At 74.8% G+C, this 26,140-nt stretch carries 24 protein-coding genes and 1 tRNA gene; 7 read left to right on the top strand and 18 right to left on the bottom strand.

The window, feature by feature from the left end; genetic code table 11:
- Position 1 precedes the first annotated feature (1 nt).
- Positions 2-75 (bottom strand) — tRNA-Met (locus OZ948_00005).
- Positions 76-310: 235 nt separating this feature from the next.
- Here OZ948_00005 and OZ948_00010 point away from each other — a divergent pair.
- Positions 311-961: a DUF4124 domain-containing protein gene (locus tag OZ948_00010; protein MEB2343107.1), complete on the top strand. Its 651-nt coding sequence runs from the start codon at positions 311-313 to the stop codon at positions 959-961.
- 14 nt (positions 962-975) lie between these two features.
- Here the strand turns inward: OZ948_00010 and OZ948_00015 are convergent, their stop codons facing one another.
- Genes OZ948_00015 through OZ948_00025 form a run of 3 tightly spaced genes read right to left on the bottom strand, consistent with a single transcriptional unit; the run spans position 976 to position 2,599 of the window.
- Positions 976-1,407: a hypothetical protein gene (locus OZ948_00015; protein ID MEB2343108.1), complete on the bottom strand. Its 432-nt coding sequence runs from the start codon at positions 1,405-1,407 to the stop codon at positions 976-978.
- The gene (locus OZ948_00020; protein MEB2343109.1) at positions 1,404-2,102 is read right to left on the bottom strand and encodes a response regulator; all 699 of its coding nucleotides are present in this window, start codon (positions 2,100-2,102) and stop codon (positions 1,404-1,406) included. The genes OZ948_00015 and OZ948_00020 overlap by 4 nt, the downstream gene beginning before the upstream one ends.
- A 50-nt stretch (positions 2,103-2,152) precedes the next feature.
- Complete coding sequence (locus tag OZ948_00025) at positions 2,153-2,599, bottom strand: hypothetical protein (protein ID MEB2343110.1); 447 nt, start codon at positions 2,597-2,599, stop codon at positions 2,153-2,155.
- 287 nt (positions 2,600-2,886) lie between these two features.
- Between OZ948_00025 and OZ948_00030 the strand changes: the two genes are divergently transcribed.
- A complete protein-coding gene (locus OZ948_00030) occupies positions 2,887-3,837 on the top strand; it encodes an ROK family protein (GenBank protein ID MEB2343111.1) in 951 nt (316 codons plus the stop codon).
- On the opposite strand, the gene OZ948_00035 is transcribed toward OZ948_00030, so the two are convergent.
- The 4 genes from OZ948_00035 to OZ948_00050 form a co-directional block, all read right to left on the bottom strand.
- Positions 3,838-5,529 carry a methyl-accepting chemotaxis protein gene (locus OZ948_00035; GenBank protein MEB2343112.1) on the bottom strand — a complete coding sequence of 564 codons (1,692 nt, stop codon included), beginning with the start codon at positions 5,527-5,529 and terminating at the stop codon, positions 3,838-3,840.
- A gap of 104 nt (positions 5,530-5,633) precedes the next feature.
- A complete protein-coding gene (tgt, locus tag OZ948_00040; GenBank protein ID MEB2343113.1) occupies positions 5,634-6,776 on the bottom strand; it encodes a tRNA guanosine(34) transglycosylase Tgt in 1,143 nt (380 codons plus the stop codon).
- The gene (queA, locus tag OZ948_00045; GenBank protein ID MEB2343114.1) at positions 6,776-7,816 is read right to left on the bottom strand and encodes a tRNA preQ1(34) S-adenosylmethionine ribosyltransferase-isomerase QueA; all 1,041 of its coding nucleotides are present in this window, start codon (positions 7,814-7,816) and stop codon (positions 6,776-6,778) included. Before queA ends, tgt begins: the two co-directional genes overlap by 1 nt.
- Positions 7,813-9,198, bottom strand: a complete 1,386-nt coding sequence (locus tag OZ948_00050; GenBank protein MEB2343115.1) for a family 10 glycosylhydrolase — start codon at positions 9,196-9,198, stop codon at positions 7,813-7,815. Before OZ948_00050 ends, queA begins: the two co-directional genes overlap by 4 nt.
- A gap of 15 nt (positions 9,199-9,213) precedes the next feature.
- Here OZ948_00050 and OZ948_00055 point away from each other — a divergent pair, with 15 nt between their 5' ends.
- The 3 genes from OZ948_00055 to OZ948_00065 are packed head-to-tail and all read left to right on the top strand — an operon-like array spanning position 9,214 to position 12,745.
- Entirely contained in the window at positions 9,214-11,292 is a 2,079-nt protein-coding gene (locus tag OZ948_00055; protein MEB2343116.1) for a lytic transglycosylase domain-containing protein, read from the top strand.
- Positions 11,289-12,257, top strand: a complete 969-nt coding sequence (locus tag OZ948_00060; GenBank protein ID MEB2343117.1) for a PfkB family carbohydrate kinase — start codon at positions 11,289-11,291, stop codon at positions 12,255-12,257. The genes OZ948_00055 and OZ948_00060 overlap by 4 nt, the downstream gene beginning before the upstream one ends.
- Before the next feature lie 44 nt (positions 12,258-12,301).
- Entirely contained in the window at positions 12,302-12,745 is a 444-nt protein-coding gene (locus OZ948_00065) for a hypothetical protein (GenBank protein MEB2343118.1), read from the top strand.
- Position 12,746: 1 nt separating this feature from the next.
- On the opposite strand, the gene OZ948_00070 is transcribed toward OZ948_00065, so the two are convergent.
- The 4 genes from OZ948_00070 to OZ948_00085 form a co-directional block, all read right to left on the bottom strand.
- Positions 12,747-13,445, bottom strand: coding sequence for an FYDLN acid domain-containing protein (locus OZ948_00070; protein MEB2343119.1), 699 nt, complete (start codon positions 13,443-13,445; stop codon positions 12,747-12,749).
- The gene (locus tag OZ948_00075; protein ID MEB2343120.1) at positions 13,445-14,845 is read right to left on the bottom strand and encodes a UDPGP type 1 family protein; all 1,401 of its coding nucleotides are present in this window, start codon (positions 14,843-14,845) and stop codon (positions 13,445-13,447) included. The genes OZ948_00070 and OZ948_00075 overlap by 1 nt, the downstream gene beginning before the upstream one ends.
- Positions 14,846-15,064: 219 nt before the next feature.
- On the bottom strand, positions 15,065-16,045 hold the full coding sequence (locus OZ948_00080) for a lectin-like protein (protein MEB2343121.1): 981 nt from the start codon (positions 16,043-16,045) through the stop codon (positions 15,065-15,067).
- A 48-nt stretch (positions 16,046-16,093) separates the two neighbouring features.
- Positions 16,094-17,008 (bottom strand): hypothetical protein, encoded by a 915-nt coding sequence (locus OZ948_00085; protein MEB2343122.1) that lies wholly within the window; start codon positions 17,006-17,008, stop codon positions 16,094-16,096.
- Between the two features lie 287 nt (positions 17,009-17,295).
- Here OZ948_00085 and OZ948_00090 point away from each other — a divergent pair, with 287 nt between their 5' ends.
- Entirely contained in the window at positions 17,296-17,751 is a 456-nt protein-coding gene (locus tag OZ948_00090; GenBank protein ID MEB2343123.1) for an SRPBCC family protein, read from the top strand.
- Between the two features lie 115 nt (positions 17,752-17,866).
- On the opposite strand, the gene OZ948_00095 is transcribed toward OZ948_00090, so the two are convergent.
- From OZ948_00095 to der, 5 genes are all read right to left on the bottom strand, one after another.
- Entirely contained in the window at positions 17,867-18,751 is an 885-nt protein-coding gene (locus tag OZ948_00095; GenBank protein ID MEB2343124.1) for a ferritin-like domain-containing protein, read from the bottom strand.
- A gap of 103 nt (positions 18,752-18,854) precedes the next feature.
- Positions 18,855-20,585 carry a molybdopterin-dependent oxidoreductase gene (locus tag OZ948_00100; GenBank protein MEB2343125.1) on the bottom strand — a complete coding sequence of 577 codons (1,731 nt, stop codon included), beginning with the start codon at positions 20,583-20,585 and terminating at the stop codon, positions 18,855-18,857.
- On the bottom strand, positions 20,527-22,209 hold the full coding sequence (locus OZ948_00105) for a glycosyl hydrolase (protein ID MEB2343126.1): 1,683 nt from the start codon (positions 22,207-22,209) through the stop codon (positions 20,527-20,529). The genes OZ948_00100 and OZ948_00105 overlap by 59 nt, the downstream gene beginning before the upstream one ends.
- 25 nt (positions 22,210-22,234) lie before the next feature.
- The gene (locus OZ948_00110) at positions 22,235-22,999 is read right to left on the bottom strand and encodes a tetratricopeptide repeat protein (GenBank protein MEB2343127.1); all 765 of its coding nucleotides are present in this window, start codon (positions 22,997-22,999) and stop codon (positions 22,235-22,237) included.
- Between the two features lie 74 nt (positions 23,000-23,073).
- Positions 23,074-24,459 carry a ribosome biogenesis GTPase Der gene (gene der, locus OZ948_00115; protein MEB2343128.1) on the bottom strand — a complete coding sequence of 462 codons (1,386 nt, stop codon included), beginning with the start codon at positions 24,457-24,459 and terminating at the stop codon, positions 23,074-23,076.
- A gap of 210 nt (positions 24,460-24,669) precedes the next feature.
- Here der and OZ948_00120 point away from each other — a divergent pair, with 210 nt between their 5' ends.
- Complete coding sequence (locus OZ948_00120; GenBank protein MEB2343129.1) at positions 24,670-25,134, top strand: hypothetical protein; 465 nt, start codon at positions 24,670-24,672, stop codon at positions 25,132-25,134.
- Positions 25,135-25,149: 15 nt separating this feature from the next.
- Here the strand turns inward: OZ948_00120 and miaA are convergent, their stop codons facing one another.
- Positions 25,150-26,115, bottom strand: a complete 966-nt coding sequence (gene miaA / locus OZ948_00125) for a tRNA (adenosine(37)-N6)-dimethylallyltransferase MiaA (GenBank protein ID MEB2343130.1) — start codon at positions 26,113-26,115, stop codon at positions 25,150-25,152.
- Positions 26,116-26,140 lie beyond the last annotated feature (25 nt).

The following is a 26,140-nucleotide window of genomic DNA, read 5'->3' on the forward strand; positions in this document are numbered from 1 at the left end:
GTAGCGGGGGTGGGATTTGAACCCACGACCTCCGGGTTATGAGCCCGACGAGCTACCAGACTGCTCTACCCCGCAGCAAAGTCGGCGGGCAGGGTAGGGCGCGACCCGGGGGGCGTCAACGGCGCGAGCAGGGGCCGGAAGCGCCCGTTTGCGCTGCGGGAAGGCTCGTGAAGCACCCGAAGCTGCCGCCGGAGCGCCGCGTCTCTGCATGCCTTTTTTCGTCCGCTCGCGACGAATCCCGTCACCCCGTGACGGATCGCGACACCCCTCCATCGAGGGGCTCTCTCCGCCCCGACGGAGGATCCGCGCGATGCAGTGGCGCAACACCTCGTTCGCCCGTTCGCTCCTGGCCGGGACCATCCTGCTCGCGAGCGCGCCGGCCGGCGCCGGCACGCTCTACCGCTGGCAGACCGAGAGCGGAACGCTTGCCTTCGCCGACGACCCGAAGCGCGTCCCCGAGCGCTACCGCGGGCAGGCAGAGCAGATCGAGACCGAGGGCCTCGAGGGATACGGCCGCTTCACGCCGCTCGACGGGGATGCACAAGGACGCCACGCCGAGCAACTCGCCGATCGACTCGCGAGGCTGCGTGGCGAGTCGCCTGCCGAGGTCGCCACCGAGCAGCCGGTGCTGGCCGACGAGGAGGGCGGTCCTGCGGTCACCGGGATCGCCCTCGGCGTCGCCGAGACCACTCGGCGCAGCGTCCGCAATCAGGAGGGAACCCGCAACCGCTACCGCTTCCAGCGCCCTGAGCAGACACTTCCGGTAATCGAGCTGGGAGCCCGGCCCGACGAGGACCAAGCGCCGGTGATCGTCGAGGAAGTGCAGATCAAGGACTGGGAGGGTTTCACGCGGCGTGCGCGGATCGTCCGCCAGGGGGATCGGATCCTCAGCATCGTAAAGGCACCCAAGAACCACTTCAATCCGCGCGACATCGTCCGCGAGTCCGACCTCGAGCGCTGAAGGAAGCGCGCGTACTACTCGTCGTCTGCCGAGGCCGGCGTGTCCGCGCCGAGATCCTCGTAATCCTGCAGCAGCCCCTGCGGCACGCCGGCCTGGCGCGCCTGCTCGAGGAGCTCGGGGTGCTGCTGCTCGGCCTCGGCGAGGTCCGCCTGCGCGCGCGCCAGCGCCGCCAGCAGGCGCTCCTTCTCGGCGCCGCGCGGGTAGCGGCGGCTGATCGCCTTGTCGACCTCGTCCTGGAGCTGGCCCTCGATGCGGCGCAGCTCGCGCAGCTTCTTCGCGCTCTCGTCGAGCGTCTGGATCCAGCTCGCCCAGTCCTGCGAAGCGTCGGGCGCAGCGCTCGCGGCGCCGGCCGCGGAAGCGGCCTGCGCCGCCGCGGCGAGCGGCGCGGCGAGGCCTGCGACGAGCAGGCCGGCGAGCACGCCCGGCAGCACCTTCCTCGCGATCACGGTTCTCCTCCTGCGAAGGCGAGGGGCGCCGGCAGGCGCTCCTCGACATACTCCGAAAGACGTCGTGCCGTCCGGCGGTCGAGGCCGAGGAAGCGCATGCCCATCCCTGCGGCGACGTCCTCGTCGGGGGCGCGGGTCCAGATCACCTGGGCGGTCGAGGCGAGCGCGAGCGGCGTCTCGGGCAGCGCGAGCTCGAGCGCGAGCTCGGCGTGCTCCGCAAGCAGCTCGGCGCTCTCGACGAAGACGCCCCCGCGCGACAGGTTGCGCGCGGTCCCGGCCCACTCGCGGCGGCGCTGGCGCAGCCGCACCGGCGCCTCGACCGGGATGCGCGGAAGCCCGCGCGGCGAGCGCTGATCGAGGAGCCGGCGCGCGGCGGCGAGCAGCGGGAGGCGCTCGACCGGCTTCGGGATCACGTCGTTCGCACCCGCGCGGATCGCCCGCTCGCGCTCGCCGGCGGCATCGCGGCCGGTCAGCAGGACCACCGGCACGTCGTGGTGCTCGGGGCTGCCCTTGAGCCGCCGGCACAGCTCGGCGCCGTCGACGCCCGGCATCGAGAGGTCGGCGAACACCAGGTCGGGGTGGATCACGCGGGCCAGGGCGAGCGCCTCCTCGCCGCTCGCGGCCGTGAAGATGCGGCCGGCGCGGGCGAGGAAGAGCGCCACCAGCTCGCGCAGGAGCGGGGTGTCGTCGACCACCAGGATCGTGCGGCGACCGTGATCCTGCGGTGCGTTGGCGAGCGCGAGGCTCAGAACATGCCCTCGCCAGGCTGGACGTCGCGCTGGGCGAAGCTCGAGCGGACGCGCCAGGCGCGCCCGTCGGGGCGGCTCCACTCCTGCTCCTCGTCGAAGGCGAAGGCGACAAGTGCGGTCCGGACGTACGCGTAGTAGGTGACCCGGACGATCGCGGTGCTGCCGTCCTCGCTGAACTCGACGCCGCGGATCGCGTAGTCGGTGAGCTGGACCCGGCCGAAGGCGGCGGCCTGGGTGTCGAAGGAGCCGATCGCCTCGGGATCGACGAACGCGCGGGCGCGGTCGAACTGCGACCAGCGGACGAGCTTCGTGTAGTGGCGCTGGATCTCGGTGAAGTCGCTCTCCTTGAGCTCCTGCGTGGTTGCGCAGGCGAGCCCACCGCCGGCGAGCAGCAAGGCGAGCGCGAGTACGCGGGTCCGGATGCGCGGATGTCGATCGAGCATGCGGCGGTCCTCCTCGCGGCAGCCCCTCGCCGCCGCAGCGCGGCAGCCCCCGCTACCGCCTGGCCGCGGCAGCCCTCTGCTGCCGCTTGGCCGCGGAAGCCCTCTGCTGCCGCCTGGCCGCGGAAGCCCTCTGTGCTGCCGCTTGGGTATAGATCGGCCGGCCCGGGCGGGGGGTTGAGCCGCAGGCGGGGAAAGCGGGCCCGCGGCGCGTCTCCGCGCGCTACGGTTGCGCATCGCCGGAGGGTTCTCGCATCGCCACGAGCAGGCAGCCCGACGTCCTGGTCGGCGTGGACATCGGCGGCACCAAGATCGCGGTGGGGGTCGGCGACCGGGCTGGCGCCATCCGGGCGCGCCGGCGCCGGCCGACGGAAGCGACGGGCTCCCCGGCCGGCGACCTCGCGCGGATCGCCGACGACGTGCGCGCCGCGCTCGCCGAGTCGGGGCTCACGATCGCCGACGTGGCGGGGGTAGGGGTCACGGCCCCGGGGCCGCTCGACCCCGAGCGCGGCGTGGTCCTGCTGCCGCCGAACCTGCCGGGCTGGCGCGACGTGCCGATCAGCGCCGTGCTGCACGACGCCCTCGGCGTGCCGGTCTTCCTCGAGAACGACGCCAACGCGGCGGCCCTCGCCGAGTGGCACTTCGGCGCCGGGCGCGGCTTCCGCCACCTCGTCTTCCTCACCATGTCGACCGGGATCGGCGGCGGGCTGATCCTCGACGGCCGGATCTACCGGGGAGTCCTCGGGAGCGCCGGCGAGATCGGCCACGTCCCGGTCGAGTGGGAGGGCGAGCCCTGCTCGTGCGGGCAGCGCGGCTGCCTCGAGGCCTACACGGGGGGCGCGTCGTGGACCCGGCGCCTGCGCGCGCGGGCGCCCGAGGACGGGCGCGTGGCGCAGCTCGCCGGAGGCCGCGAGCACGTGACGCCCGTACAGCTCGTCCAGGCCGCGCGCGAGGGCGACGGCTACGCGCGCGCCGAGCTCGCGCGCTGGTGCGACTACGTGGCGCGTGGGATCACCGCCGTCGTGATGGCGCTGGCGCCCGAGGTGGTGGTGCTCGGCACGATCGCCGTCGCGGCGGGCGAGGAGCTCGCCTTCGCCCCGATCCGCGAGCAGGTGGCGTCCCACGTCTGGCCGCACCTGGCGCGCGAGCTGCGCATCGTGCCGGCGGCGCTCGGCAAGGACCTGCCGTACCTGGCGGGCCTCTCGGTGGCGGTCGAGGCGCTGGGCGCGCCAGGAGGCTGACTACGAGGACTGGAGCCGCGCCAGCTCTGCGCCCAGCGCGTCGGACTCGACCCGCAGCTCCGCGACCAGCTCCGCCAGCGCCGGCAGGCTCGCGGTGGTCTTGTGGGTCACCTCGAGGATCCGGCCGGCAGTGGCCGACACCGCGTCACTGGCTCGCGAGTGGCTCGCGGTGTTCTCCTGGAAGGCGCGGATCATCTCGGTGATCGAGCCGATGTTCTCGCGTACGAAGCGGCTCGACTGGCGCTGCTCCTCGGTCGAGCGGTGGACCTGGCGGCACAGCTCGAGGGCGGCCTCGGCGTTGCGCAGCAGGTTCTCGCCCGCGCGCCGCTGCTCGCCGAGCGCGCTCGACATCTGCTGCACCATCTCGCTGGTGCGCTGCGCAGCCTGGGCCACGTGCGCCGAGTTGCGGGTCTGCTCGGTGGCGGCGCGCGCGATCTCGGACACGCGCGAGCTCGCCTGGTGCGCCGACGCGCGGATCGTCTCGAGCGCCGTCCCCGCGCGCCGCGAGCGCTCGACCCCGGCCTCGACCGCGTCCATGCCGCTGCCCATCGCCGAGACCGCGTTGCGCGACTCGTCCTGCACGGCGCCGATCAGCCGCTCGATCTCCTGGGTCGCGCTGGCCGTGCGCTGGGCCAGCGTCTTCACGTGGTTCGCGACCACCGCGAAGGCCTTGCCCTGCTCCCCGGCCTGCGCCGCGATGATCGCGGCGTTCAGCGAGAGCAGGTTGGTCTCCTCGTTGATCGCCCCGATCACGGTCAGGATCTCGCCGATCTCGCCGATCCGCTGCACCAGCCGCTCGAGCACGTCGCGGGCGTCGCGCGTCAGCGCACGGATCGTCTCGATCCCGTCGATGGTGGCGGCCACGGCGCCCGAGCCGTCCTCGGCCTCCTGGGACACGCGCTCGGTGAGCTGCGAGGCCTCGCGCACGTGCTCCGAGACCTGCTGGATCGCGCGGTCCATCTGGGTGATCGCGGCGGCGGCCTCCTCGGCCATCGCCTCCACCGAGTCCGCGCTCTCGGAGACCTGGCGGATCGAGGCGCTGATCTGGTGGATCGAGGCGGTCGAGGAGTCCACCGACTGGTGCAGCGACGCCGCGCTGCGTGCGACCTCGTCGATCGAGGAGCCCATCTCGAGGATCGAGCTCGAGGCCTCCTCGGTCACGTTCGAGAGCGCCTCCACCTCACGGTTCACGCCCTTGATCGAGGCGTTGATGTCGGCCATCAGCGAGGCGGTCTCCTCGACGGCGCCCTCCTGGGCCTCGCTGGCCTGCTCGATCTCGGCGAGCCCGTTGCCGAAGCGGATCGGAAGCTGGTGGAGGCGGCCGGCCGTGTGCTGGAGGCGGCTCACGATCGCGGCGAAGCTCTCGGCGATCCCGTTCACCTGCTCGCCCACCGGTGCGAACGCGCCGAGCCGCGCCGGCTCGACGCGCGCGCCGACCTCCCCCTGGCCGAGCCGCTGCAACACCGCGAGCGCCGTCTCGAGCGGCGCGAGGCCGCGCCCGAGCAGCGCCCGGAGCACGCCCCCGGCGGCGAGCGCGAGCACGAGCGCCGCGGCGATCCCCGTCCACGCCTGACCCGTGCCCGCCACCAGGACGGCGGCGAGCATCGCCGGTAGCGCGATCATCGCGACCGCCAGCAGGGCGGCGCGTGCGACGACCCCGCGGAAGAGCCCCGACGGCTGCGGCTCGGACATGCGGACGGTTCCCCCCCTGCCTGCGCTGGCGTCCGCCCGGGGCATCGGCGCGCGGCGGCATGCGCTTGAGGTGCAGGGCGCCGGCAGGAGCGGCCGCGGGGGCGCTATCCCGGCCCTTGGAGCCCGGCCTCGACCTCGCGCCGCCAGGGGGCGAAGCGCCCCTCCGCGATCGCCGCGCGCGCGCCCTCCAGGAGCCGGAAGTAGAAGCGGAGGTTGTGGAGCGAGGCGAGCCGGGCGCCCAGGATCTCGTTCTCCTGGAGCAGGTGCCGCAGGTAGGCGCGCGAGTGCTGGCGGCAGGTCGGGCAGTCGCAGGCCGGATCGACGGGCGCGCCGTCGCGGGCGAAGCGCGCGTTCCGGATCCGCACCACGCCCGCGCTCGTGAAGAGCACGCCGTGCCGGCCGTTGCGGGTCGGGAGCACGCAGTCGAAGAGGTCGACCCCGAGCGCGATCGCGCCGAGCAGGTCCTCGGGGCGGCCGAGGCCCATCAGGTAACGCGGTGCCGCGGGCGGCAGCGCCTCCTGCGCCACCTCGACGAGCTCCGCGCGGCGTGCGGCCTCCTCGCCGAGACCGAGCCCCCCGTGCGCGTAGCCGTCGAAGCCGAGTGCCGCCGTGCCCTCGGCGCCCGCGCGCCGGAGCGCCGGGAAGACGCCCCCCTGCACGATCCCGAACAGGAGCTGGTCCGGGCGCGTGCGGGCGGCCTGGCAGCGCGCGGCCCAGCGCAGGGTGCGCGCGAGGCTCGCCTCCGTGCGGCGGCGCGCTTCGGCGTCGGAGGGATCGGTGCCGAGCCAGGCGAGCGGCCGGCACTCGTCGAGCGCCATCGCGACGTCGGGGCCGAGCGCCTCCTGGATCGCGACCGCGCGCTCGGGCGTGAGCAGGCGGCGCGTGCCGTCGCGCGGCGAGGAGAACGCCACGCCTTCCTCCCCGACCTGGCAACGATCGCCGAGCGAGGTCACCTGGTAGCCGCCGCTGTCGGTGAGCCACGGGCCACGCCAGCCGCTCCAGCCGTGGAGCCCGCCGAGCGCGGCCACCGTGTCCTCGCCGGGCCGCTCGTGCAGGTGGAAGGTGTTCGCGAGCAGGATCGAGGCGCCGATCCCGCGCAGGCTCTCGGCCTCGATCCCGCGCACCGCGCCGTAGGTGGCGACGGGCATGAAGGCGGGGGTCGCGACGGCGCCGTGCGGGGTCGCGAGCAGGGCCGCGCGGGCCGGGCCGTCGCGGGCGGTGATCGTGAACGAGAAGCCGGGGCGCATCAGAGGATCAGCATCGCGTCACCGTAGGAGTAGAAGCGGTAGCCCGCCCGGACCGCCTCGGCATAGGCGGCGAGCAGCCGCTCGCGCCCCGCGAACGCGGCCGCCAGCAGGAGCAGCGAGGAGCGGGGCAGATGGAAGTTGGTGAGCAGCGCATCGACCACCGCGAAACGGACGCCCGGGCGCAGGAAGAGGTCGGTCTCGCCGCATCCGGGAGCCACCTCGCCGCCGGTCCGGGCGCACGCCTCGAGCACGCGCGTCGTCGTGGTGCCGACCGCGACGACGCGGCCGCCGCGGCGCCGCGCCCGCGCGATCGCGGCCGCGGTCGGCTCGGGGAGCTCGAAGCGCTCCGCGTGGAGGCGGCCCGCGGCGAGGTCCGCCGGGCGCAGCGGGCGGAAGGTGCCGGGCCCCACGTGCAGCACCACCTCCGCGCGCTCGACCCCGGCGGCGGCGAGCGTCTCGAGCAGCGCGGCCCCGAGGTGCAGCCCCGCCGTCGGCGCGGCGACGGCCCCCGGCACGCGCGCGAAGACCGTCTGGTAGCGCGCGTCGTCGGCGGGATCGCGGGCGGAGCGGCGGATGTAGGGGGGCAGGGGAGGCTCGCCGGCGCGGTAGGGGTCGATCCCGGGGCCCACCCGGAGCGTCACCTCGCCGTCCTCACCCAGGTTCTCGATTTCGGCCTCGAAGCCCTCGCCCTCCCTGCCGAAATGGAAGACGAGCCCGGGCCGCAGGCGGCCCCGGCAGCGGAGCAGCGCACGCCAGCGGCCGGGCGCGCCGGCGGCCGGGCCGAGCACCAGCGCCTCGGCTGCGCCCCCGCTCGCCTTGCGGCCACGCAGGCGCGCCGGCAGCACGCGCGTCGCGTTCACGACGAGCAGGTCGCCGGCGCGCAGCAGGCCGGCGAGATCCGACACCCGGTGGTGACGGATCCCCGCGCCTTCTCGCGCGAGGACGAGCAGCCGCGCCGACTCGCGCGGCTCGGCCGGGCGCTGCGCGATGCGCTCGGGCGGAAGCTCGAAGTCGAAGCCGGCGAGCGGGTCCTCGCTCACGGCGCCGGAGGGCCGGTGGGGGCGGCCGCCGGCTCCGGCGGGGCGCGAGGCGAGGCAGGGGGCGGCGCGGGCGGGGGCTGCGGCGGACGAGACGGGGCGGGCAGCAGGCTCGCCCGGAGGGCGGGCGCCCCGGCGAGCGCGTCGTAGGAGAAGAGCGAGATCCCGGCGGGAGCGAGCGCGCGCATCGCGTCGAGCTGGGCGCGCGCGCGGGCGGGATCCTTCTCGAAGAGCCACGCCCCGAGGCCCACCCACACGCGCTCGCCGCCGACACCACCGAGGGCGGCGCGCGCGAGCTGGCGCAGCAGCCGGTCGTCGCGCGTGTAGGCCATCGGCACGGCGAAGTCGAGCAGCCCGTCCTCGAGCCAGCCGCGCCAGTCCTGGTAGAGCGAGAGGTACGAGCGGTCCGCGTAGGCCCACACGGCCGCCGAGGTCTCGATCGAGGGCTTGGCGCCGCGCGCTGCCGAGGCGATCCGCAGCACCACCTCGCTGACCCGCTCGCGCCGCCACTCGTCCCAGCGGTCCGCATTGCCGAGGCCGTCGCCGTAGGGCGCCACGAGGCCGGTCTCGCGCTGGAAGCGGGCGCGGGAGGCCGCGCCGTAGCCGAAGTCCATTCCCACGCCGAAGCGCGAGCCGGGGATGAAAGGCAACACGTCGGGGTGACGGATGTAGTCGAGGTGGACCCCGTCGAGCGCCGGGTAGCGCCCGACGAGCTCGCCGACCAGCGCCGCCAGCGTCTCGCCGACGACCGGCACGGCGGGGTCGAGCCACACCTGGGGCGTCCCCATCCGGTACCAGCGCCGGTCGGGCTCCGGGAAGTCGAGGTCCGGATAGCCGAGAACGCTGCGCCCGCGACGGTCGACCATGACGGCGTCGGGCCCGAGCTTCGCGAGCAGCGCGGCATCACGGCGCGTGGAGAGGGAGAGCGCGTTGACCCAGGCGTGGACGCGGAGCCCCGCACCGTGCGCCTGTGCGAGCAGCACCGCGAAGGGGTCGACGCCCGAACGCTCGCGCGCCGCGCGGTGCGGCCCGGCATCGACCACCGAGGAGCTGAACCAGGCGCGCCCGCCGCGGTAGACCTGCACGAACAGGTCGGTGGCGCCGAGGGCGCGGGCGTCGGCGACGAGCGCCGGGATCCGCGCCGGATCGTCGAGCACGCGCACCGCCCCTTCGCAGGGCACCCAGAGCGCGAGGCGCGGGGCCGGCGCGGTCGAGGTCGCGGCGGCGGTGATGGCGCTAGGCGTGGCTCCCGGGGGCGCCGCGGCGGCCGGGGCGAGCGGGCCGGGCAGGGTCTTCTCGGCGGCGACGGCATCCGCACCGCCGACGGCGGTCAGCAGGCCGAGCGCGACGAGGAGCCGCCATCCGATGGAGCGCGCCCGCTGCAAGGTGGCGCGAACCTAGTGGAGAGCCCCGGGCGTCACAACGAGCATCTGGCACACTGCGCGGCGATGGGAGGCCTGCTCGCGCGGATCGTGCTCGTCGCGCTCGGGGCGGGTGCCGCCGGCGCCATCCCGGCCGGGCCGGTGGAGCCGGTCCGGGCGATCGAGGTTGCCGGAGCGCATCTGCCCGAGCCGGCCGTCCGGGCCGCGAACGCGCTGCGCGCCGGCGCCTCCGCCCGCGAGCCCGCCGGCGCGGCCGAGCGCTACGCCGCGGCGGCCCTCGCCGAGCCCGCCGTGGCCGCGCGCGCCCGGCGGCTCGAGGCCCGGGCCTGGCTCGCCGCGGGTCGGCCGGCCGAGGCCGAGCGCGCCGCGCGGAGCGGGCTCGCGGCGAGTCCGGCATCCGCGGACGTCCTGGCGGGCCTGTACGAAGCGCTTGGCGCTGCGCGACGCGCCGCGGGCGACGAGGCCGGTGCGCGCAGCGCGTGGGCCGAGGCGCTGCAAAGCGGGCCCGACGCGGAGCTCCGTGCGACGCTGCGCCTGCGCCTCGGGGAGTCGCTCCTCGCGGCCGGCGCGACGGAGGCTGCGATCGTCCCGCTCCGTGCGCTCTGGATCGAGGCGCCGGAGCGCGAGGAGGCGCGGGTCGCCGGCGAGCGGCTGGCGGCGCTCGGGCCGGAGCCCGCAGCGCCGCTCGGCAGCGCCGCCGATCGCCGCGCGCGCGCCGATCGGCTCTACGCGCTCCAGCGTAGCGAGGCGGCGCTCGCCGAGTACGACGCCGCGCTCGCGATCGGGGCGAGCGGCTCCGAGCAAGCGCATGCCCGGCGCCGCCGTGCCGACTGCCTCTTCCGGCTGCGTCGCTATGCCGAGGCGGAGGCGGCCTTCGCCGCGCTCGGCGACGATCCCGAGGCGCGCCTGTGGCGCGCGCGCGCGCAGGCGCGGCGGGGAGCGGTCGAGGGGGCGGTGGCGGCGCTCGAGGCGCTCGGCCGCGAGCAGGACGAGGGCACCTCGGCCTGGGCGCGGCAGCTCGCCGGGCAGCTCCACGCCGGGCGCGGGCGCAGCGATCGCGCGCGCACGCTCTTCGCGTCGGTCGCGGGCGACCCGAGCGCCAGCGACGCGATCGCCAGCGACGCGCTCCGGCAGCTCGCCTGGTCGGCCTGGCGCGCCGGCGATCCGCGCGAGGCGCAGGCGCGCTTCGCAGCGCTCGCCGCGCGCCAGCGCGACCCGATCGAGCAGCTCGAGGCGCGCTACTGGGAGGCGCGGGCGCGGGGAGGGGAGGGGGGGGCGCGCGCGCTCGCGGCCCTCGCGGGCGAATACCCCTTCAGCTACTACGGCTGGCGCGCCGCGCAGCAGGGCGAGACGGCCCCCGTCACGCCGCCCCCGGTGCCGCCGGGCACGCGCGCGCTCGACGGCGCAGCCCTGCTCGCCGCCCGCATCCTCGTCGCAGCGGGCCTCACGGACGAGGCGCGTGCGGAGCTGCGTGCGCTCGACGGCCGTGCAGCCGGCCTCGACGACCGGCTGGCCCTCGCCACCCTCCACGCGGCGGCGGGCGACTGGAGCGGGGCGCAGGGCCTCGTCGTCTCGGCCTACGGGGAGCGGCTCGCGCGCGGGCCGGTCAACGGGCCGCCGGCGCTCTGGCGGCTCGCCTGGCCCGAGGCGTACCCCGAGGCGCTGGCCGCCGCGCAGCTCGCAGACGGCGCCGAGCCCGCGCTCGTGCGCGCCCTCATGCGCGAGGAGAGCCGCTACGAGCCCGGCGCGATCTCGGTCACCGGCGCGCTCGGGCTCCTCCAGGTCATGCCCGACACCGGCGCGCGTCTGGCCCGCGAGCTCGGCATGGCGGACTTCGCGGCGCCGCAGCTCCTCGACCCGCCCACGAACCTGCGCCTCGGAAGCGCCTACCTCGCGAGCCTGCTGCGGCGCTTCGACGGCGCGCTCGCGCCCGCCGTGGCCAGCTACAACGCGGGCCCGGGCCCGGTCGCCGAGTGGCTCGCTGCCGGCCCCCGCGCGGAGGACGAGTGGGTGGACGCGATCCCCTACACCGAGACACGCGCCTACGTGAAGCGCGTCCTGCGCAGCCGCCACGCGTACCGGACGCTCGCGCCGTGAGCACCCCGCTCCTCCGCGAGCGCGCGGGTCCCTTCGAGCTCGACCTCCTCGGGATGGGCCAGTGCTCGATCGACCACGTCTGCACGGTCGAGGGCCTGCCGCCGCTCGGGGGCAAGCTCGCGATGCTGGCCTACGAGGTGCTGCCGGGCGGGCAGGTGGCGACGGCGCTGGTCGCGGCCGCCCGGCTCGGGCTGCGGGGCGCCTTCGTCGGCAGCACGGGCAGCGACATCGGTGCCACCGTGGCGCTGGCCCCGCTCGAGGCGGCCGGCGTCGACGTGGCCGGGGTGCGCCGCGTGGCGGGCGCCGCGACGCGGCTCGCGGTGATCCTCGTCGACCGCGCGAGCGGCGAGCGCACGGTGCTCGGCTATCGCGATCCGCGCCTGCGCCTGCACGCCGCGGACCTGCCGGCGGCGCGGCTTGCGAGCGCGCGCTGCCTGCTCCTGGACGGCGAGGATCCGGCGGCCGCGACCCACGCCGCGCGGGCGGCACGGCAGCTCGGCGTGCCGGTCGTTCTCGACGTCGACGCCGGGGGGCCAGAGCTCGAGCCGCTGCTCGCGGCGGCCGACTTCCCCGTGGTGTCGCGCGGCTTCGCCGAGGCGCTCGGCGGCGCGGGCGGGGTGCGCGGGGGCCTCGCGCGGCTGGTCGCGCTCGGGGCGCGGATGGCGGTCGCGACGCTCGGCGAGCACGGCTGTCTCGCGCGCCTCGGCGAGCGCGAGATCGCGAGCCCCGCATTCGCGATCACGCCCCGCGACACGACCGGCGCCGGCGACGTCTTCCACGCCGCCTTCGCCTGGGGTCTGCTCGAGGGGCTCGCGCCGGAGGCGCTCCTGCAGGCGGCCAACGCCGCGGCCGCGATCAGCTGCCGGGCGCTCGGCGCCCAGGGCGGGCTTCCGACCCGCGCCGAGCTCGCGGTCTTCCTGCGCGACCACGAGCCCGGCCCCTGGCGCGAGCCCGCACCGCACTGAAGGCCGCCGGCCGGCGCGCCGATGCAGGGCGCCGGGAGGGCACCATGACGAGGATGCGCCGCGACGGGCGCGTGAGCGCCGGCCTGCTGCTCGGGATCCTCCTGGTCCTCGCCGCGGCCGGCGCGTGGAACTACCGGCGCAATCTCGCTGCCGAGCAGGCCGAGCGCGCGAAGCGCCCGCTCGCAGGCTACACGACGGCGGATCTCGAAGCCCTGGCCGAGGCCTATCGTGCCGAGGTGGCCGAGCTCTCGAGCCGCTACGACGCGGCGCGCGGCCAGCGCGTTGCGACCGAGGAGCAGGGCTTCTTCGGCGAGCAGATCGACGAGTACGAGCGCGTGCGCCGCCGGAGCGGCCAGCGCCGCGAGGCCGGGGCCGAGCTCGGGCAGGGCGAGGCGGCGCTGCGCGACGTGGAGGCCGAGCTGCGCGCGCGCGGCGGCGAGGGCGGCTCCGCCTGGAGCGTGCACCTGCGCCGGCTCACGAGCTTCTAGCCTACTCCTCCTCGGGCCCCCCGAAGGGCTCCTCGTCCTCGACCTCGCCGGTCGGGAAGAGGTCCTCTTCGGCGTCGTCGATATCGGTGCGCACGCCGAGGTCGAACTCCTCGTCGTAGCGGACCGTCCCGTCGTCCTCGTCGTCGAGCAGCGGGGCCATCGGACGCGGCTGCTTCTTCGGCGGCGGCGGGGCCGGAGCGGACTGCAGGCTGACCTTCGGGCGCTGGCGCTGGTCGGCGCCGCACTTCGGGCACAGCGGCTCGGGCCTGTGCAGGTCGTAGAAGCGCGAGCCGCACTGGTAGCAGCTCCACTTGGTCCCGAGCTTCGAGCCGACGCCGCTGCCCACCGTGACGGCAACGGTCCGCGGCGGACCCGAGCGCTTCCGTGCGGGCGCAGGCGGCGGCGGCGGCGCAGCCTCGCGCCGGCGCGACGCCGGCGACGGCGTCGCCGCCTTCGTCTCCTTGGCGGGCGGCGTCGTGGCGCGGGCCGCTCGATCACCCGTCCGGGTGGGCTTCTGCGGCTTCACCGGCGCCGGCGCGGACGCGGGCGTGCGCGCCTTCCCCGCGTCCTTCGTCTTCGCCGCCGGCTTCTTCGCCTCCGCCTTCCGCGTGTCCGCCGGCTTGCGCTTCGTGGCCGCCTTCTTCTCGGGGCGGGCCGGCTTCCTGGCGGTGGCCTTCGAGCTGCTCTTCTTCGTCGCCATCACCCCCCCTTCGGTGCGAGGCGGATCGCCTCGTGCGGCAGGCTGCAAACGCCGAGCGCGCGCAGGTCGTCCTCTCCGTCGATGCGGGCGTGGTCGAGCTCCACCCATGCGTCGCGCGGGACCTCGATGCCCGCCGCCGCGAGCCAGCGGCGCGCGAGCGCGTCGAGCGCGCTCCGCGAGGTCTCGGGCGAGTCGCCACCCTCGGCGTTCTTCACGGGCGCGTACTCGTCCACGCGCTCGATCTCGAGGATGGCCACGCGCGAGGCCGCGGGCAGGGCGTCGAAGAGGAAGCGCTCGAGCTTGTAGCCGTTCGGCTCGGCGGGTCGCACGCGGTGGCCGGCCGGATCCACGAACGGGATCTTCTTCGCCGACGCGTGATAGGGGAGCAGGTGTTCCGCGTCGGCGGCGACGCGCCGGGCGAACGACACGTCGAGCGCGTGGATCGCGATGCTTCCGGCCCAGTAGACGAGCGCGCCGGTTCCATCGCGCAGGTGCCGGTGCTCGTCGTCGATCTCGGTGTACTCGACCACGCCGATCCGCCCATCGACGCGCGCCACCACACCGACCTTCTCCATCGGGTCCGCCTTGCGCACCACCTTCGCCGACATCTCGGCGCCCTCGAGCGCGTGGAGCCCCAGGAAGACCGGGTCGGCGAGCGGCACCAGGGGGTTGTCCACCTGGTAGTAGGAGATCGTGGTGATGCCGCGCCGCGCGAGCTCGGCAAGGGCGCCGGAGTCCGCGAGCGCCTGGAAGGCGCCGCCGTGGCCGTTCGGGCTCTCGACGATCCGACCGGGCGCCTCGAGCAGCAGGCGGCCCTCGAAGTCGAGCGCCGGTGCCGTCGCCTGGCACAGGAACACGACGTCCTCGGCGGGCAGCCCGAAGTGCGCCTGCTCGGCGAGGAAGGCGCGGGTGGGCGCGTCGGTGGCGGGGCTCGTCATCACGAGCCAGGGGATCGGCGTACCCCAGCGCCGGCGCGCGGCGTGGAGCTTCTGGGCCTGGAGCTCGAAGAGCGTGCGGCCCGTCACCGGACCGAGCGGGAAGACCCCCTTGGGCGCATCGAAGCCGAGCCGGGTCCCCTGGCCGCCGGCCACCACCATCACCGCCACGCGCCCCTCGCGAAGCAGGGCCTCGCCCCGCTCGCGCGCCTCCGCCCGGCGGCCGGGATCACCCCCGTGGGAGGGAAGGGCCTCGACCTCTGCCGGCTCGAGCTTCCAGGTCCCAGGGCCCGCGAGCTGGCGGGTGTGCTCGAAGCTCCGCTGGAGCTCCCCGAGATCCAGCCGGGAGGCCTGTTCGGCGAGCGCACGGCGCTCCCCGGGCTCCAGCTCCTCCCAGAACCGGAACACGTGATCCTGCCCGAACGCTCGGAAGCGCTCGCGGAGCTGCTCGATGGATTGCGTCACGTCGTCTGGTCGCTGCCCGGGGGCTCGAAGGCGGCGGGCGGAGTAGCACAGAAGCCCCCCGTTGCAACGACGGAGCCGGAAGCGGGAGGCCCTGAACCCGACTTCCTGGTGATTTGACATAATGAATCTTATCGGACATCACACACACAGAGAGAGCAACGATCCCGGTACGCCGGGATGAAGGCTCCGGGTCCACGGGCATACCGATCGAGCCCCGCCTCAGGAGCGCCGGCGCCTCGCTGCGCGCAGCGCACCGAGCCCGGCGAGCGCGATCCAGCCGGCCTCCGCGCCGAGCTCGGGGACGACGGTGTAGTGGTAGGCGGGCGTGCCACTCGACCAGTTCTCGAAGTGGGTCGCGTAGTCGAAGCGCGCGGCGCGAACGAGGTCGAAGCCGGCCGTGACGTAGCGCTCGAGGATCACGCGACAGCCGTACCCACCGCAGGGCACCGAGTAGCCGTAGCGGATCGCGTTCTCGGCGCTCTCGGCGCTCACCAGGGTCGTCGTGATCGGGTCGAGGCCGTCGAAGCGGATCGCAAGGCCGCCGACGTCGAGGTCGAGCACGTAGGCCTGGTTCGAGAACACGCCGCTGAAGCCCGTCGCGCTGGCGGTGAGCGTCGCGCCGGCAGGGAGCGGGAAGACGAGCCCCTCGCTCGCGACCTCGAAGGTCCCGAAGGTGCCCGAGAGCACGCCGGGACCGACCGAACCATCGACCTCCGCGCTCCAGTCTACCTGCACCGTGACCGGGCCGGGCGGGACCACCTCGGCGACGGCGCGGAACACCGTGCTCCCGGAGTTGTCGTTCCAGAGGTAGTTGTTCAGCTCGACCGCGTTGCCGTCGCCGCTCGGCTGCCCGCCGGCGACCCACCAGCTCGTGTAGGCGGTGGGGCGACCGCTCGTCCAGACGAAGGTGCCCTCTTCCTCGACGTCGTTGAGCCCGATCCAGAGCGGCCCGCCGTGGATCGGGGCGAAGGTCTCCCAGACCCAGGTGTTCTCGGCCGCGTCGAGGATCGCGACCAGGTTGCCGCCGAGCGCGTTGGCCTCGGCCTCGGCAGCGGCCCAGGTGTTCGGCGAGAGCAGGTAGTAGTCGTGGCCCGTCGCCGGATTCCGGATCGGCCCGGCCTCGACCGCGGCCTGCGCGGTGGACGCGACGAGTACGGCGAGCAGCCCGAGCGAGAGTGCGCGGTGGCGGCGAGACGACATCGATCGGGTTCCTCCGAGCGGCTTGGCACCGCGTGCGATCCGAACCGTTCACGTGCGACCGCGCTCCTCGTGGGCCGCCACGGGTCGCCGGTGGGCCCGCGAGGCTCGCGGCGCACGGGCGCGGCGCGCTGCGGCGGCCGCGAGCGCGAAGGCAGCGGCCGGGGCTGCGGCGCCGGCACCCGGCTCCGGCACGAAGATCGCGAAGTCCTGCACGTCGGCCGCGACCGCCGCGATCGGCGGGCCGTTGTTCGTGGCGTGGCTCACGACGAACGCCTGGTCGGGCTCCATCGCGTCGAAGCTCGCGCTGCTCGTCGCCTCGGTCTCGAACCCCTCGCTCCCGACGGTGAGCGCGGCCTGTGCGGTGCGTGCGGTCTGGTCGAAGCGCAGCTCGATCTCGAAGGCGTCGCCGGCGCGGATCGCCTCGTCCGCGCTCTCGGTGAGGAACACGTCGTCGTAGCCGGCGAGCCCGATCGGGGAGAGGTTGCTCACCGCGAGCCGCAGCGGGCCGCCCTGGAAGTCGAGCAGGTAGCCCGCGGCGCCGTTCGCGATGGCGGTGTCGAAGAGCGTCACGCCCGTGGCCAGGAACTGCCCGGTCTCGACCACCTCGAAGCCGTCGAAGCGGCCGCGCACCCCGATCGGGACCCCTTCGGCGAAGGAGACCGGCACTGCGCCGCCGGAGAACTGCACGAGCGCGCTCGAGGATTCCGGCTCCGTGAGCCGGATCAGCATCTCGCCGCCCGTCACCGTCGGCGCAAGCGGGAGCGGATCCCCCTCGCGGCGGACGACCATGCCCCCGAAGCCCGGCGTGTCCACCTCCGGCGTCAGCGGGAATGCGCTCTCACCCGCGAAGTCCTCCAGGTAGACGGGCGCCCCGAGGTCCGCGAGGAGATCGGACGCGTGGGCGGCGCCTTCCGGAGCGCAGGCTGCCAGAACCAGGATCCACCGTGCCCACGCCGACCCCATGCCCCCACCTCCGCCGCTACACCCGTGCCAGCGCTGCACCCGGATCGGCGGATCGCCGAACACGCCTCTCGCGGGGCCGCGCCGTCCCCGAAACGGCCGGCAATCCCGCGGGTATAGCTCGCGGGGGCGTCCGATGCCCCCGCGCGGATCGGCCGCCATCCCTGCTCGAGCGATGCGGGTATCATCGGCCGCAGGCGCCAGCAGGAGACGGTGCCCCCGACGCTGCGGTTCCTGCTCCCCCGAGCCGCGCACCCACCGCGACGTCCCGACGAGAAGGAACCGAACCGATGCGGCGCTTCGCCGAGACGATCGCAATCACGGCCGCCCCCGAGCGGGTGTGGCGCGCGCTCACCGATCCAGCCGAGGTGGTGGCCTGGGACACCGGGATCGTCGCGCCGATCGACGCGCCGCCCGACTATCCCCGACCGGGGCAGCAGGTCCGCTGGCGCTATCGGCTCGGGCCGCTGCCGCTGGTCCTGCACGATCGCCCGTCAGAGGTCGTCCCCGCCGCGACCCTGCGCTCGTCGATCGACCTCGGCCCCTTCACCTTCGACGAGACCTACACGCTCCGCGCCGAGGGCGCGACGACGCACCTGACCGCCGACCTGTCGCTCGCGAGCACCCTGCCCCTCGCCGGTCCGTTGCTCGAGACGCTGATCGGCGCGCCCCTCGCGCGCTCGACGGTGCGACTCTCGCTCGCCGCCATCAAACGACACTGCGAGGGAACGGGGTCGCCCGCCTGAGATCCGTGGTGGGGGCCTCGGGGAGCCGCAATCCCCGGGATCGCGGGAAGCACGGGGACCGGCGACGATGCCGGCCCCCGCGCCCGCGATGGCGAAGGACGCTGCGCGCCGCGCGCTAGGGCTGGCGCGGCGTCTGGTACTCGATGCCGATCCGGCCGAGCCGGATCTTGAACTCCTTCAGCACCGTGTCGGCCAGCACGCGCTCCATGTCCTCGGGCTGCATCGTCGCGAGGTCGACGCCCTGGTACTGCGCCTTGGCGCGCGGGAGGCCGGCCTCGGCCTCGAGGCGGTCCATCTCGGCCGCCATCGGGTTGTTCCGGAACGAGTCCGCGAAGGTGGCGAGCATGTAGTAGGACATGTCCTTCTGCATGCGCTCGATCTCGGCCTTCTTCTCGGGCTGCTCGCGGATCAGCGACCCGATCCGGTTCTCGCCGAAGCCCACGTGGCGGCGCTCGTCGGCGATGGTGCCGGCGAGGGTGCGCGCGAACTTCGGGTTCATGTCGTTCGAGAGCGCCTGCATCATCTCGAAGACGCTGAAGGCCATGCCTTCGAGCACGATGTTCTGGCCGACCACGCCGGCCACGAAGTCCTTCTTGTCGACCTTCTCGAGCAGGACCTCGGCGAACTTCACGAGGTTCGGGTTGGCGTACTGCTTGATCACGTCCTCGAGGTCGTTCTTCTTGACCCCGAGGTCGTAGAGGCGCTGCGTGAAGATCTCGACGTGGCGGGCCTCGTCGAGGGTCTGGGTTGCGAGGAAGCGCTTGCTCGCCTCGTCGGGAGCGGCGTTGATGAGGCCCGAGGAGGCCGCGAGCGCACAGCGCTCGCCGGCGACGAGCTGCACCGTGGTGCGGATCGTCTCGGTGAGCAGCACCTCGTTGTCGAGGATCACCTCGGGCTCCTTCTGGCCCGGCTCGTGCCCGAACTCGGTGTTCGTCAGGTAGCCCTGGGGACAGGATTCGAGCCAGTGCTGGACCGAATACATCGAGAGGAAGTCGGACATGACGCTCCTTGCTCCTTGGGCGCTCGACGGACCGATCGGTCCGCCGGTGGGCCGAATGTAGCAAGGAAAAAGGCCGCCGCCCGACCGGTCGGCCGGGAGTGGATCAGATCGGGGCCCGGTAGCCGTAGAACTCGTGGTCCTCGTTGTAGCCGCCCTGCCCTGCCCCGAGGTGCCGGAAGTCCGCCACCAGCTCGATCGCCTCGATCCACTTCACCTGCTTGAAGCCGAGCTCGTTCTCGCAGCGCAGCCGGAGGGGCGCCCCGTGGGTGACCCCGAGGGGCCGCCCGTTCATCTCGTAGGCGAGGAGGGTCAGGAAGTGGCCCATGTTCGCGAGCGAGTGGACGTCGTAGTAGCGGCCGCCCTCGGAGCCCAAGGCGAGGGAGTAGAAGACGGCGAAGCGGGCCCCGGGGAGGGGACGCACGAGGCGCAGGACCTCCCGGACCGGGACGCCGCCCCAGCGGGCGACGCCCGACCAGCCCTGGATGCAGAAGTGCGCGGTGATCTGCTCCTGCTTCGGCAGCGCTCGGAGCTCGGCGAGCGAGAGCTCCCGGGGAGCCTCCACGAGCCCGTCCACCCGCAGCCGGTAGCTCGCGAAGCGATCGCGCAGGAGGGCGTCGTAGGCGGGTGAGCTCGGGGGCGTGCCGTTCACCCAGAGATGGGGCGAGACCTCGGACTCGCGGTAGCGGGTCGTCACGTCCCACCACTCGCCGAGGGCCGCGAGCCACCCGACCAGCCGCTGCCCCCCCTGCTGGACCCGCCTCGGGTAGCGGAGGGTCAAGGGGGATGCTGCCAGCCAGACCAGCAGCACGGCTCCCATGGCCAGCGCGAAGAGCAAGAGGCCGGCCGGGCTCGCGTCGTTCCGCCCTGCGAACATGTGGTTCAGGTTGTGTCGCAGCCCGGTGACGAAGACCATCGTGACGTGCACGCACACGAAGAGCACGAACCAGCACAGCACCAGGAAGTGGAGCGAGCGGGCGGCCTGGCGGTTCGCGGCCCGCCCGGAGCGGCCGAGCTTGTTCGCGATGGCCGGCGCCTGGAGGAGGCCGGTCACGATCGCCAGCGGTGCGGCGACGAACACCGTCACGAAGTAGGCGAGCTTCTGGAGGGCGTTGAAGGCGACCCATCCGTCGTTGGGCGGCAGCTCGAGCGACAGGTACTGGAGGGCCGTCGAGAGCGCGTTCGGGAAGATCTCCCAGGAGGTCGGCACGAGCCGCTGCCACTGGTGGGTGGCGAAGAGGAGCAGGTAGAAGACCGCTCCGTTCACGATCCACAGCAGGTCGAAGGAGAAGTGCCACCAGCGCGCCAGCCCGATCGAGTGGCGGATGCCGGGAATGCCCAGCCAGCCGGGGAGCGTCACGGAGTCGTCCTTGGCGGTCCAGAGCCGATCCTTCGGCACCTCGTGCTGGAAGCGGAACCACTCGCTCCCGGGCGTGCAATCGCGGTTCCAGTACAGGCGCGGGTGGTCGGCCAGGATCTGGAGACCGGCGCGGGCGATGAGCGTCAGGAAGAGCAGGTTCAGGAAGTGCTGCGCGCGCAGCCACGCGGGATAGCCCGCGGAGTCGGCCCGCACCGAGCGAACGGTGCCCGGATAGCGGGCGAGGAACGCCTGCACGGGCGCGAGCTCGCGGAGCTCCTGGCCGACCGCGATCGCGACGAGGAGGACCAGGCCGCCGAGCGGGATCAGCCAGAAGACACCGAACCAGCGGCCTCCGATCCGGACGTGGGGCAGCGTGCCCGACCGGGGCGGGATCCAGCGGTCGAGCCGGAGCCGGTCGTCAGCGGGCGCGAGCGCCGCCTCGAGGGGATCGGATCGCGGGGGTCCGTCTCGTTCCATCGGCCTGCTCGGGGGATAGCCGATGCGAGAGCCTGCGCAGGCGAGCCAGGCCGAGGAGCGCGCCCACCGCCGCGGCGGCGAGCAGGCCCCCGCCCGGCTCGGGCACGGGCGTGCAGGCGACGCCCGCGGGCGCGCGCACCGCGCTGAGCGAGGCGGCGCCGACCGCGACCGGCACGTGGAGGTCCCCGAACGCGATCGTGAGCGTCGCGGCCGGCCCCGGGTTGAGCACGATCGCCGCCGGGCGCCCCTCCGGGCTGCAGACGCCGGTCGCGATCGCCCCCGTTTCCGGGGTGACCGAGGTCTCGAGCACCGCGGAGCCCGGGGGCCCGAAGCGCGACACGATCGCCAGCACGTCCCACTCGAGCTCGCGCACCCACGAGCCGTCGCCCGGGTCGATCGTCACGACGCCCCAGCAGGTCTCGCAGCCGCCGAGATGCGGGCCGTTGTCGGGATCCAGCGCGAAGTTCCAGAGCAGCGAGGCGTTGGCCCAGTGGTTCCAGTCGTTCAGGATCCGATGCGCGGTCGCCTGGAAGGCCTGCGCGCGCGTGCCGAGCCACTCGCCGGCGGAGCACTCGGTCTGCCAGATCTCGAGGTCGGGCCAGGCGTCGTGGATCGCCTCGTTCGCGACGATCTGGTCGCCGCCGTAGCAGTGGAGCGCGGTGCCGGCGATCGGGAAGATGCGGCCCGTCTCGGCCATCACCTCGAAGGGGAACGAGGGTGGGGCCGGCCCCGCGCAGGTGCCCGGGAAGCGCGCGTCGCACCAGTTGTGGTCCCAGATCAGGACGCGGGTTGCGAGCCCGGCCTCGGCGAGGGCCGGGCCCAGGTGCTCGCGCAGCAGCCGGGCCTGCTGGTCGGGAAACATCACCATCGAGGGGTAGGTGGACTGGAACGCCGCCGGCTCGTTCTGCACCGTGAGCCACCCGACCGGGATCCCCTCGTCGCCGTACGCCTCGACGAAGCGGACCAGGTAGCGTGCGAAGGCGTCCTCGAACGCCGGCACGAGCGAGCTGCCGAGGAGGAAAAAGCCCCCCTCCTTCATCCAGCCCGGCGCGCTCCACGGGCTGCCCATGATCTCGACGTCGGGCCGGATCGCCAGGATCTCCTGCAGCACGGGGATCACCCACTGGCGGTCGCGCTCGATCGAGAAGGTCGTGAGCTCGGGATCGGGGACCGGCGACTCGGCGAGGCTCCGGTGCTCGAGCGAGAAGTCGGACGCGCCGATCGCGAGCCGCACCACCGAGACGCCCGCCTGCGCGGGATCGAAGAGCGACGCGAGCAGCGCGTGCCGCTCGGCCGCCGGGAGCCCGGCGATCAGCCACGCCGACGACTCCGTCAGGGCCGCACCGACCCCGCGGAGGCGCTGGCGCGGCCGATCGAGCGCGATGGCCACCGCGGCACCGCCCGGCGCCACGGGCTCCACCGGCCGCTGCGAGGCCTCGACCCGCTGCGCACCGTCCCCGCTCGACGTCACGACGTCGAGGAGCACCGGCTCCGCGCCCGCCGCGGGAGCAAGGGCACCCGAGGCGAGGAGGAGCAGCGAGGCGGCGCTCGCGACGGCGCGCGAGCGAAGCCGGCACGCCGCAACCCGCTCGCTGCGCCCGTGCTCCGAGTGCGCAGCTCGCATCGCGCGCCTCCTGCCTCCGGCCGCGCTACGGAGCCGCGGCTCCGCCTTCCGCTGGCTGCGTGCCCGCGTGGAGCTCCGCGAGCCGCGCCTGGATGTACGGCGGCATCCGGTAGTCGGGGGCCTCGACCTGCAGGCGCGCGTAGAGCGCGAGCGCCTCGTCGGGCCTGCCGGCGTCGGCCCACGTGCGGGCGGCGTCGGCCAGCGCCTCGCTGCGAAGCGGATAGCCAGGGGTGTCCGCGGCGGCGAGGTGGGCGCGCGCCGCGGCCTCGTAGTCGCCGGCCGCCTCGGCGAGCGCGGCCACCCGCTGCAGGACGACGCCCCGCATGGGCGAGTCCTCCGGGAGCGCGTCGGCGGCGGACTGCACGATCGCACGCGCGGGCTCGGGCGCGCCGAGCGCCTCGTAGATCCGGCTCGCCTCGAGCGCCGCGAGCGCCTGCGCGGGCGTTCCCTCGTGCTCGCGCGCGAAGCGCGCGAAGCGCTCCACGAAGTCGGTGCGAACCTGGCGCGCGGTCTCGGGATTCGCAGGCTCCGGCACCTCGGCGCCCAGGCTCTCGCCGCCCATCGCCGTGACGTACTCGCGCTGGATCGTCGCGAGCGCCGCCGAAGCCTCGTTCGCCGACGACGCCCGCCAGGCGCGCGCCCCGCCGAGCCCGGCTGCGATCAGCAGGATGGCGCCGGCCGTGCCGAGCACGATCAGGGGGTTCGCCGAGACCCAGTGCGCGAGGCGGTCCCCCAGCGACTCGAGCTGGGCGAGCGTGTCGGGATGGGCGTCCTTGTGGTGCTGCGCCAAGGGGTCTCCGAGGGCTCCTGGGATCTGGGAGCAGGCCGTCCTGCCGCCCGAGGAGCGGCGCAGTCTAGCCCCCCCTAGCCCTCCTTGCTGCGCCGTGCGCGGAGCTGGAGGCGCACCGGCGCGCCCTCGAGATCGAAGCGCTCGCGCAGCCGGTTCTCGAGGAAGCGCCGGTAGGACTCCTTCACCGCCGCCGGCTCGGTGCAGAAGAGGACGAAGGTCGGCGGGCGCTGCGCCACCTGGGTCGCGTAGAAGAACCTGAGCGGCCGCTTGCGGGGGCCGCGCTGGGCCATCGCGGGCTCGTGCGCCGCCACCGCGTCCTGGAGCCAGCGGTTCAGCTCCGGGGTCGGGATCCGCAGCCGCGTGGCGCGCGCGAGGCGGCGGGCGAGCGGGAAGATCCGCGGCAGGCGCAGGCCCGTGCGCGCCGAGACGGTCAGCACGGGGACGTCGGGGGCGAAGCGCAGCCGCTCGCGGATCGCCTCGCGGGCGCGGCGCGTGGCCTCGGCGTCGTCGCCGGCCAGGTCCCACTTGTTGACCAGGATCGCGGCCGCGCAGCCGCGCTGGCGCACGAGGCCGGCGAGCTGGACGTCGCCCTCCGTGAAGCCCTGGCTCGCGTCCGTCACGACGAGCGCCACCTCGGCGCGTTCGATCGCGCGCAGCGCCATCAGCGCGCTCGGCTTCTCGCCGACCCGGTCGCGCCGGCCCGGCCGGCGCAGGCCCGCGGTGTCCACGAGCACGTAGCGGCCGTCGGCGCGCTCGATCTCGAGGTCGATCGCGTCGCGCGTGGTGCCCGCCACGTTCGAGACCACCATCCGCTCCCTGCCGAGGAGCCGGTTGGCGAGCGAGCTCTTGCCGACGTTCGGGCGGCCGACGAGCGCGATGCGCACGGGCTCGGCGTCGCCCAGGGCTCCGCTCGCCTCCTCCTTGCCCTCGCCGGGCGACACCGGGAGGGCGCCCACCAGATCCTCGAAGGCGTCCCAGGCCCCTCTCCCGTGCTCCGCCGACACCGCTCGCACGCTCGCGAAGCCGAGCCGGTGGAACTCGCCGAGCGCGGCATCGTGGCGGGGGGCGTCGAGCTTGTTCACGACCAGCACGAGCGGGCGGCTCGTGCGCCGCAGCTCGCGCGCGATCGCCTCGTCCCCGGGCAGGAGCCCCGCCTGCCCGTCCACCACGAAGAGGACGGCGTCGGCCTCGGCGACCGCCGCGCGTGCCTGGGCCTGGACGGCGGCGTGGAGGTCCTCGCCCTCCCCGTCCCGGTCGGTGAGCGGCTCGAGGCCGGCCGTGTCCACCAGCAGCACGCGGCGATCCCCTGCCTCCACCTCCTCGACGATGCGATCGCGGGTGAGGCCGGGGTGGTCGTCTACGAGCGCGCGGCGGCGGCCGGCCAGCCGGTTGAAGAGCGTCGACTTGCCCACGTTGGGGCGGCCCACGATGGCGACGATCGGCAGCAGCGCGGAAGGCATGGCGGGAATTTCCGGAAGGGGGCGGAGTTTCTTGACAATCGCGCGCGCGCGCAAGTAGGCTCGCGCGCGGGTGGCCGATGGGGCGGGCCTGCCGGGGGGGCGGGCAAGACCCATGGGCGCCAGCCCCTGGGAGCCGGATCGCCCTCCGATCGCCTGCGATCGGAGCCGATCGGGCCCGCTCGGGCCACTCCGACCAAGAAGGAGACCGCCGTGCCCGTCGCCGCGCGCTGCATCCGCCTCGCCGTCCTCGCATCCGCCCTGGCCCTGCCGCTCGTCGCGGGAGCGCCGGACACCGCGCACGCGACGACCGCGACGATCAAGCGCTCGCTCCAGAACCTGTTCCTCTTCCCGTTCGACCTGGCGCTCTCGCCCTACGTCGGGACCCGCACCGTCTACAACCAGTGGCGCTCGAGCGACGACACCGACGCCGTGAAGATCGCCTACCCCCTCCCCGGCGTCGCCTGGGCGGTGAGCGTGAACATGGGCGCCTCGGTCCTGCGCGGGGTGGCGGGCGCGATCGAGTTCCTGCCCGGCCTCGCGCTGATCCCCTTCGACGCCGATCTCGAGCCGCTCTTCGACCTCGCCGAGAAGAACAACGCGCTCTGGGACTCGGGCGAGGAGGGCTTCGCGCGCGCCCGCGTCGGTCTCGACTACATCGCACCGAGCGAGTTCTGAGCCGCGCCGCGCGGCTCAGGCGCCGGGCCCGGCTGCCAGGAACTCCTCCACCCGCTTCTCGATCGCGGCCTGCTCGTCCGGGTGCACCCACTCGGCGCCGGGGACGGCGCGGAGCCACGTGCGCTGGCGGCGCGCGAAGCGCCGCGTGTCGCGCCGCATCTCGACGAGCGCCCCCGCGAGCGTCTCGAGGCCGTCCACGACCGGCATCAGGTGGCGATAGCCGATCGCCTGCAACGGCCGCAGCTCGGGCCCGTAGCCCTGCGCGCGCAGCCAGCGGCACTCGCGCAGGAGCCCGGCCTCGATCATCGCCTCGGCGCGCGCGTCGATGCGCGCGTCGAGCGCCGCCACGCCGGGGTCGAGGACCAGGTGGAGCACGCGGAACGGGCGGTCCGCGAAGCGGTGCGCGGCGCGCAGCGCCGAAGGCGGCCGTCCGGTCCGCTCGAGGAGCTCGAGGCCGCGCACCACCCGCCGCAGGTCGTGGGGATGGATCGCGCGGCCCGCCTCGGGATCGAGGGCGGCGAGCCGGCGGTGCAGGCGGTGCGGATCGCCCTGTGCCGCGGCGCGGGCGGCCTCGACCTCGAGCTCGGCGCGCAGCCCGGGATCCGCCGGCGCGTCGCGCAGCAGGCCTTCCAGGAAGGCGCGGATGTAGAGGCCGGTGCCGCCCACCAGGAACACCGCCGCTCCGCGGCCGTGGATCGCGGCCGCCGCGGCCCGGGCGTCGCTCGCGTAGCGGCCGGCGTCGTAGGGCTCGTCGGGCCGCACCACGTCGAGCAGGTGATGGGGCACCCGCGCGCGCTCGGCGAGGCTCGGCTTGGCGGTGCCGATGTCGAGGAAGCGGTAGACCTGCACCGAGTCGGCGTTCACGATCTCGCCGCCGAAGCGCAGGGCGAGCTCGATCGCGACGGCGGTCTTGCCGGCCGCCGTCGGGCCGGTCACGACCACGACGGGCGGCAGCGGCGCGGGCGGGGGCGGGGGCGACATCGGCGCCAAGGGTAGGGGTCGGCCG

This window comes from Deltaproteobacteria bacterium (genome assembly GCA_035063765.1).
In the GTDB taxonomy this organism is placed as follows: Bacteria; Myxococcota_A; UBA9160; order UBA9160; family PR03; genus CAADGG01.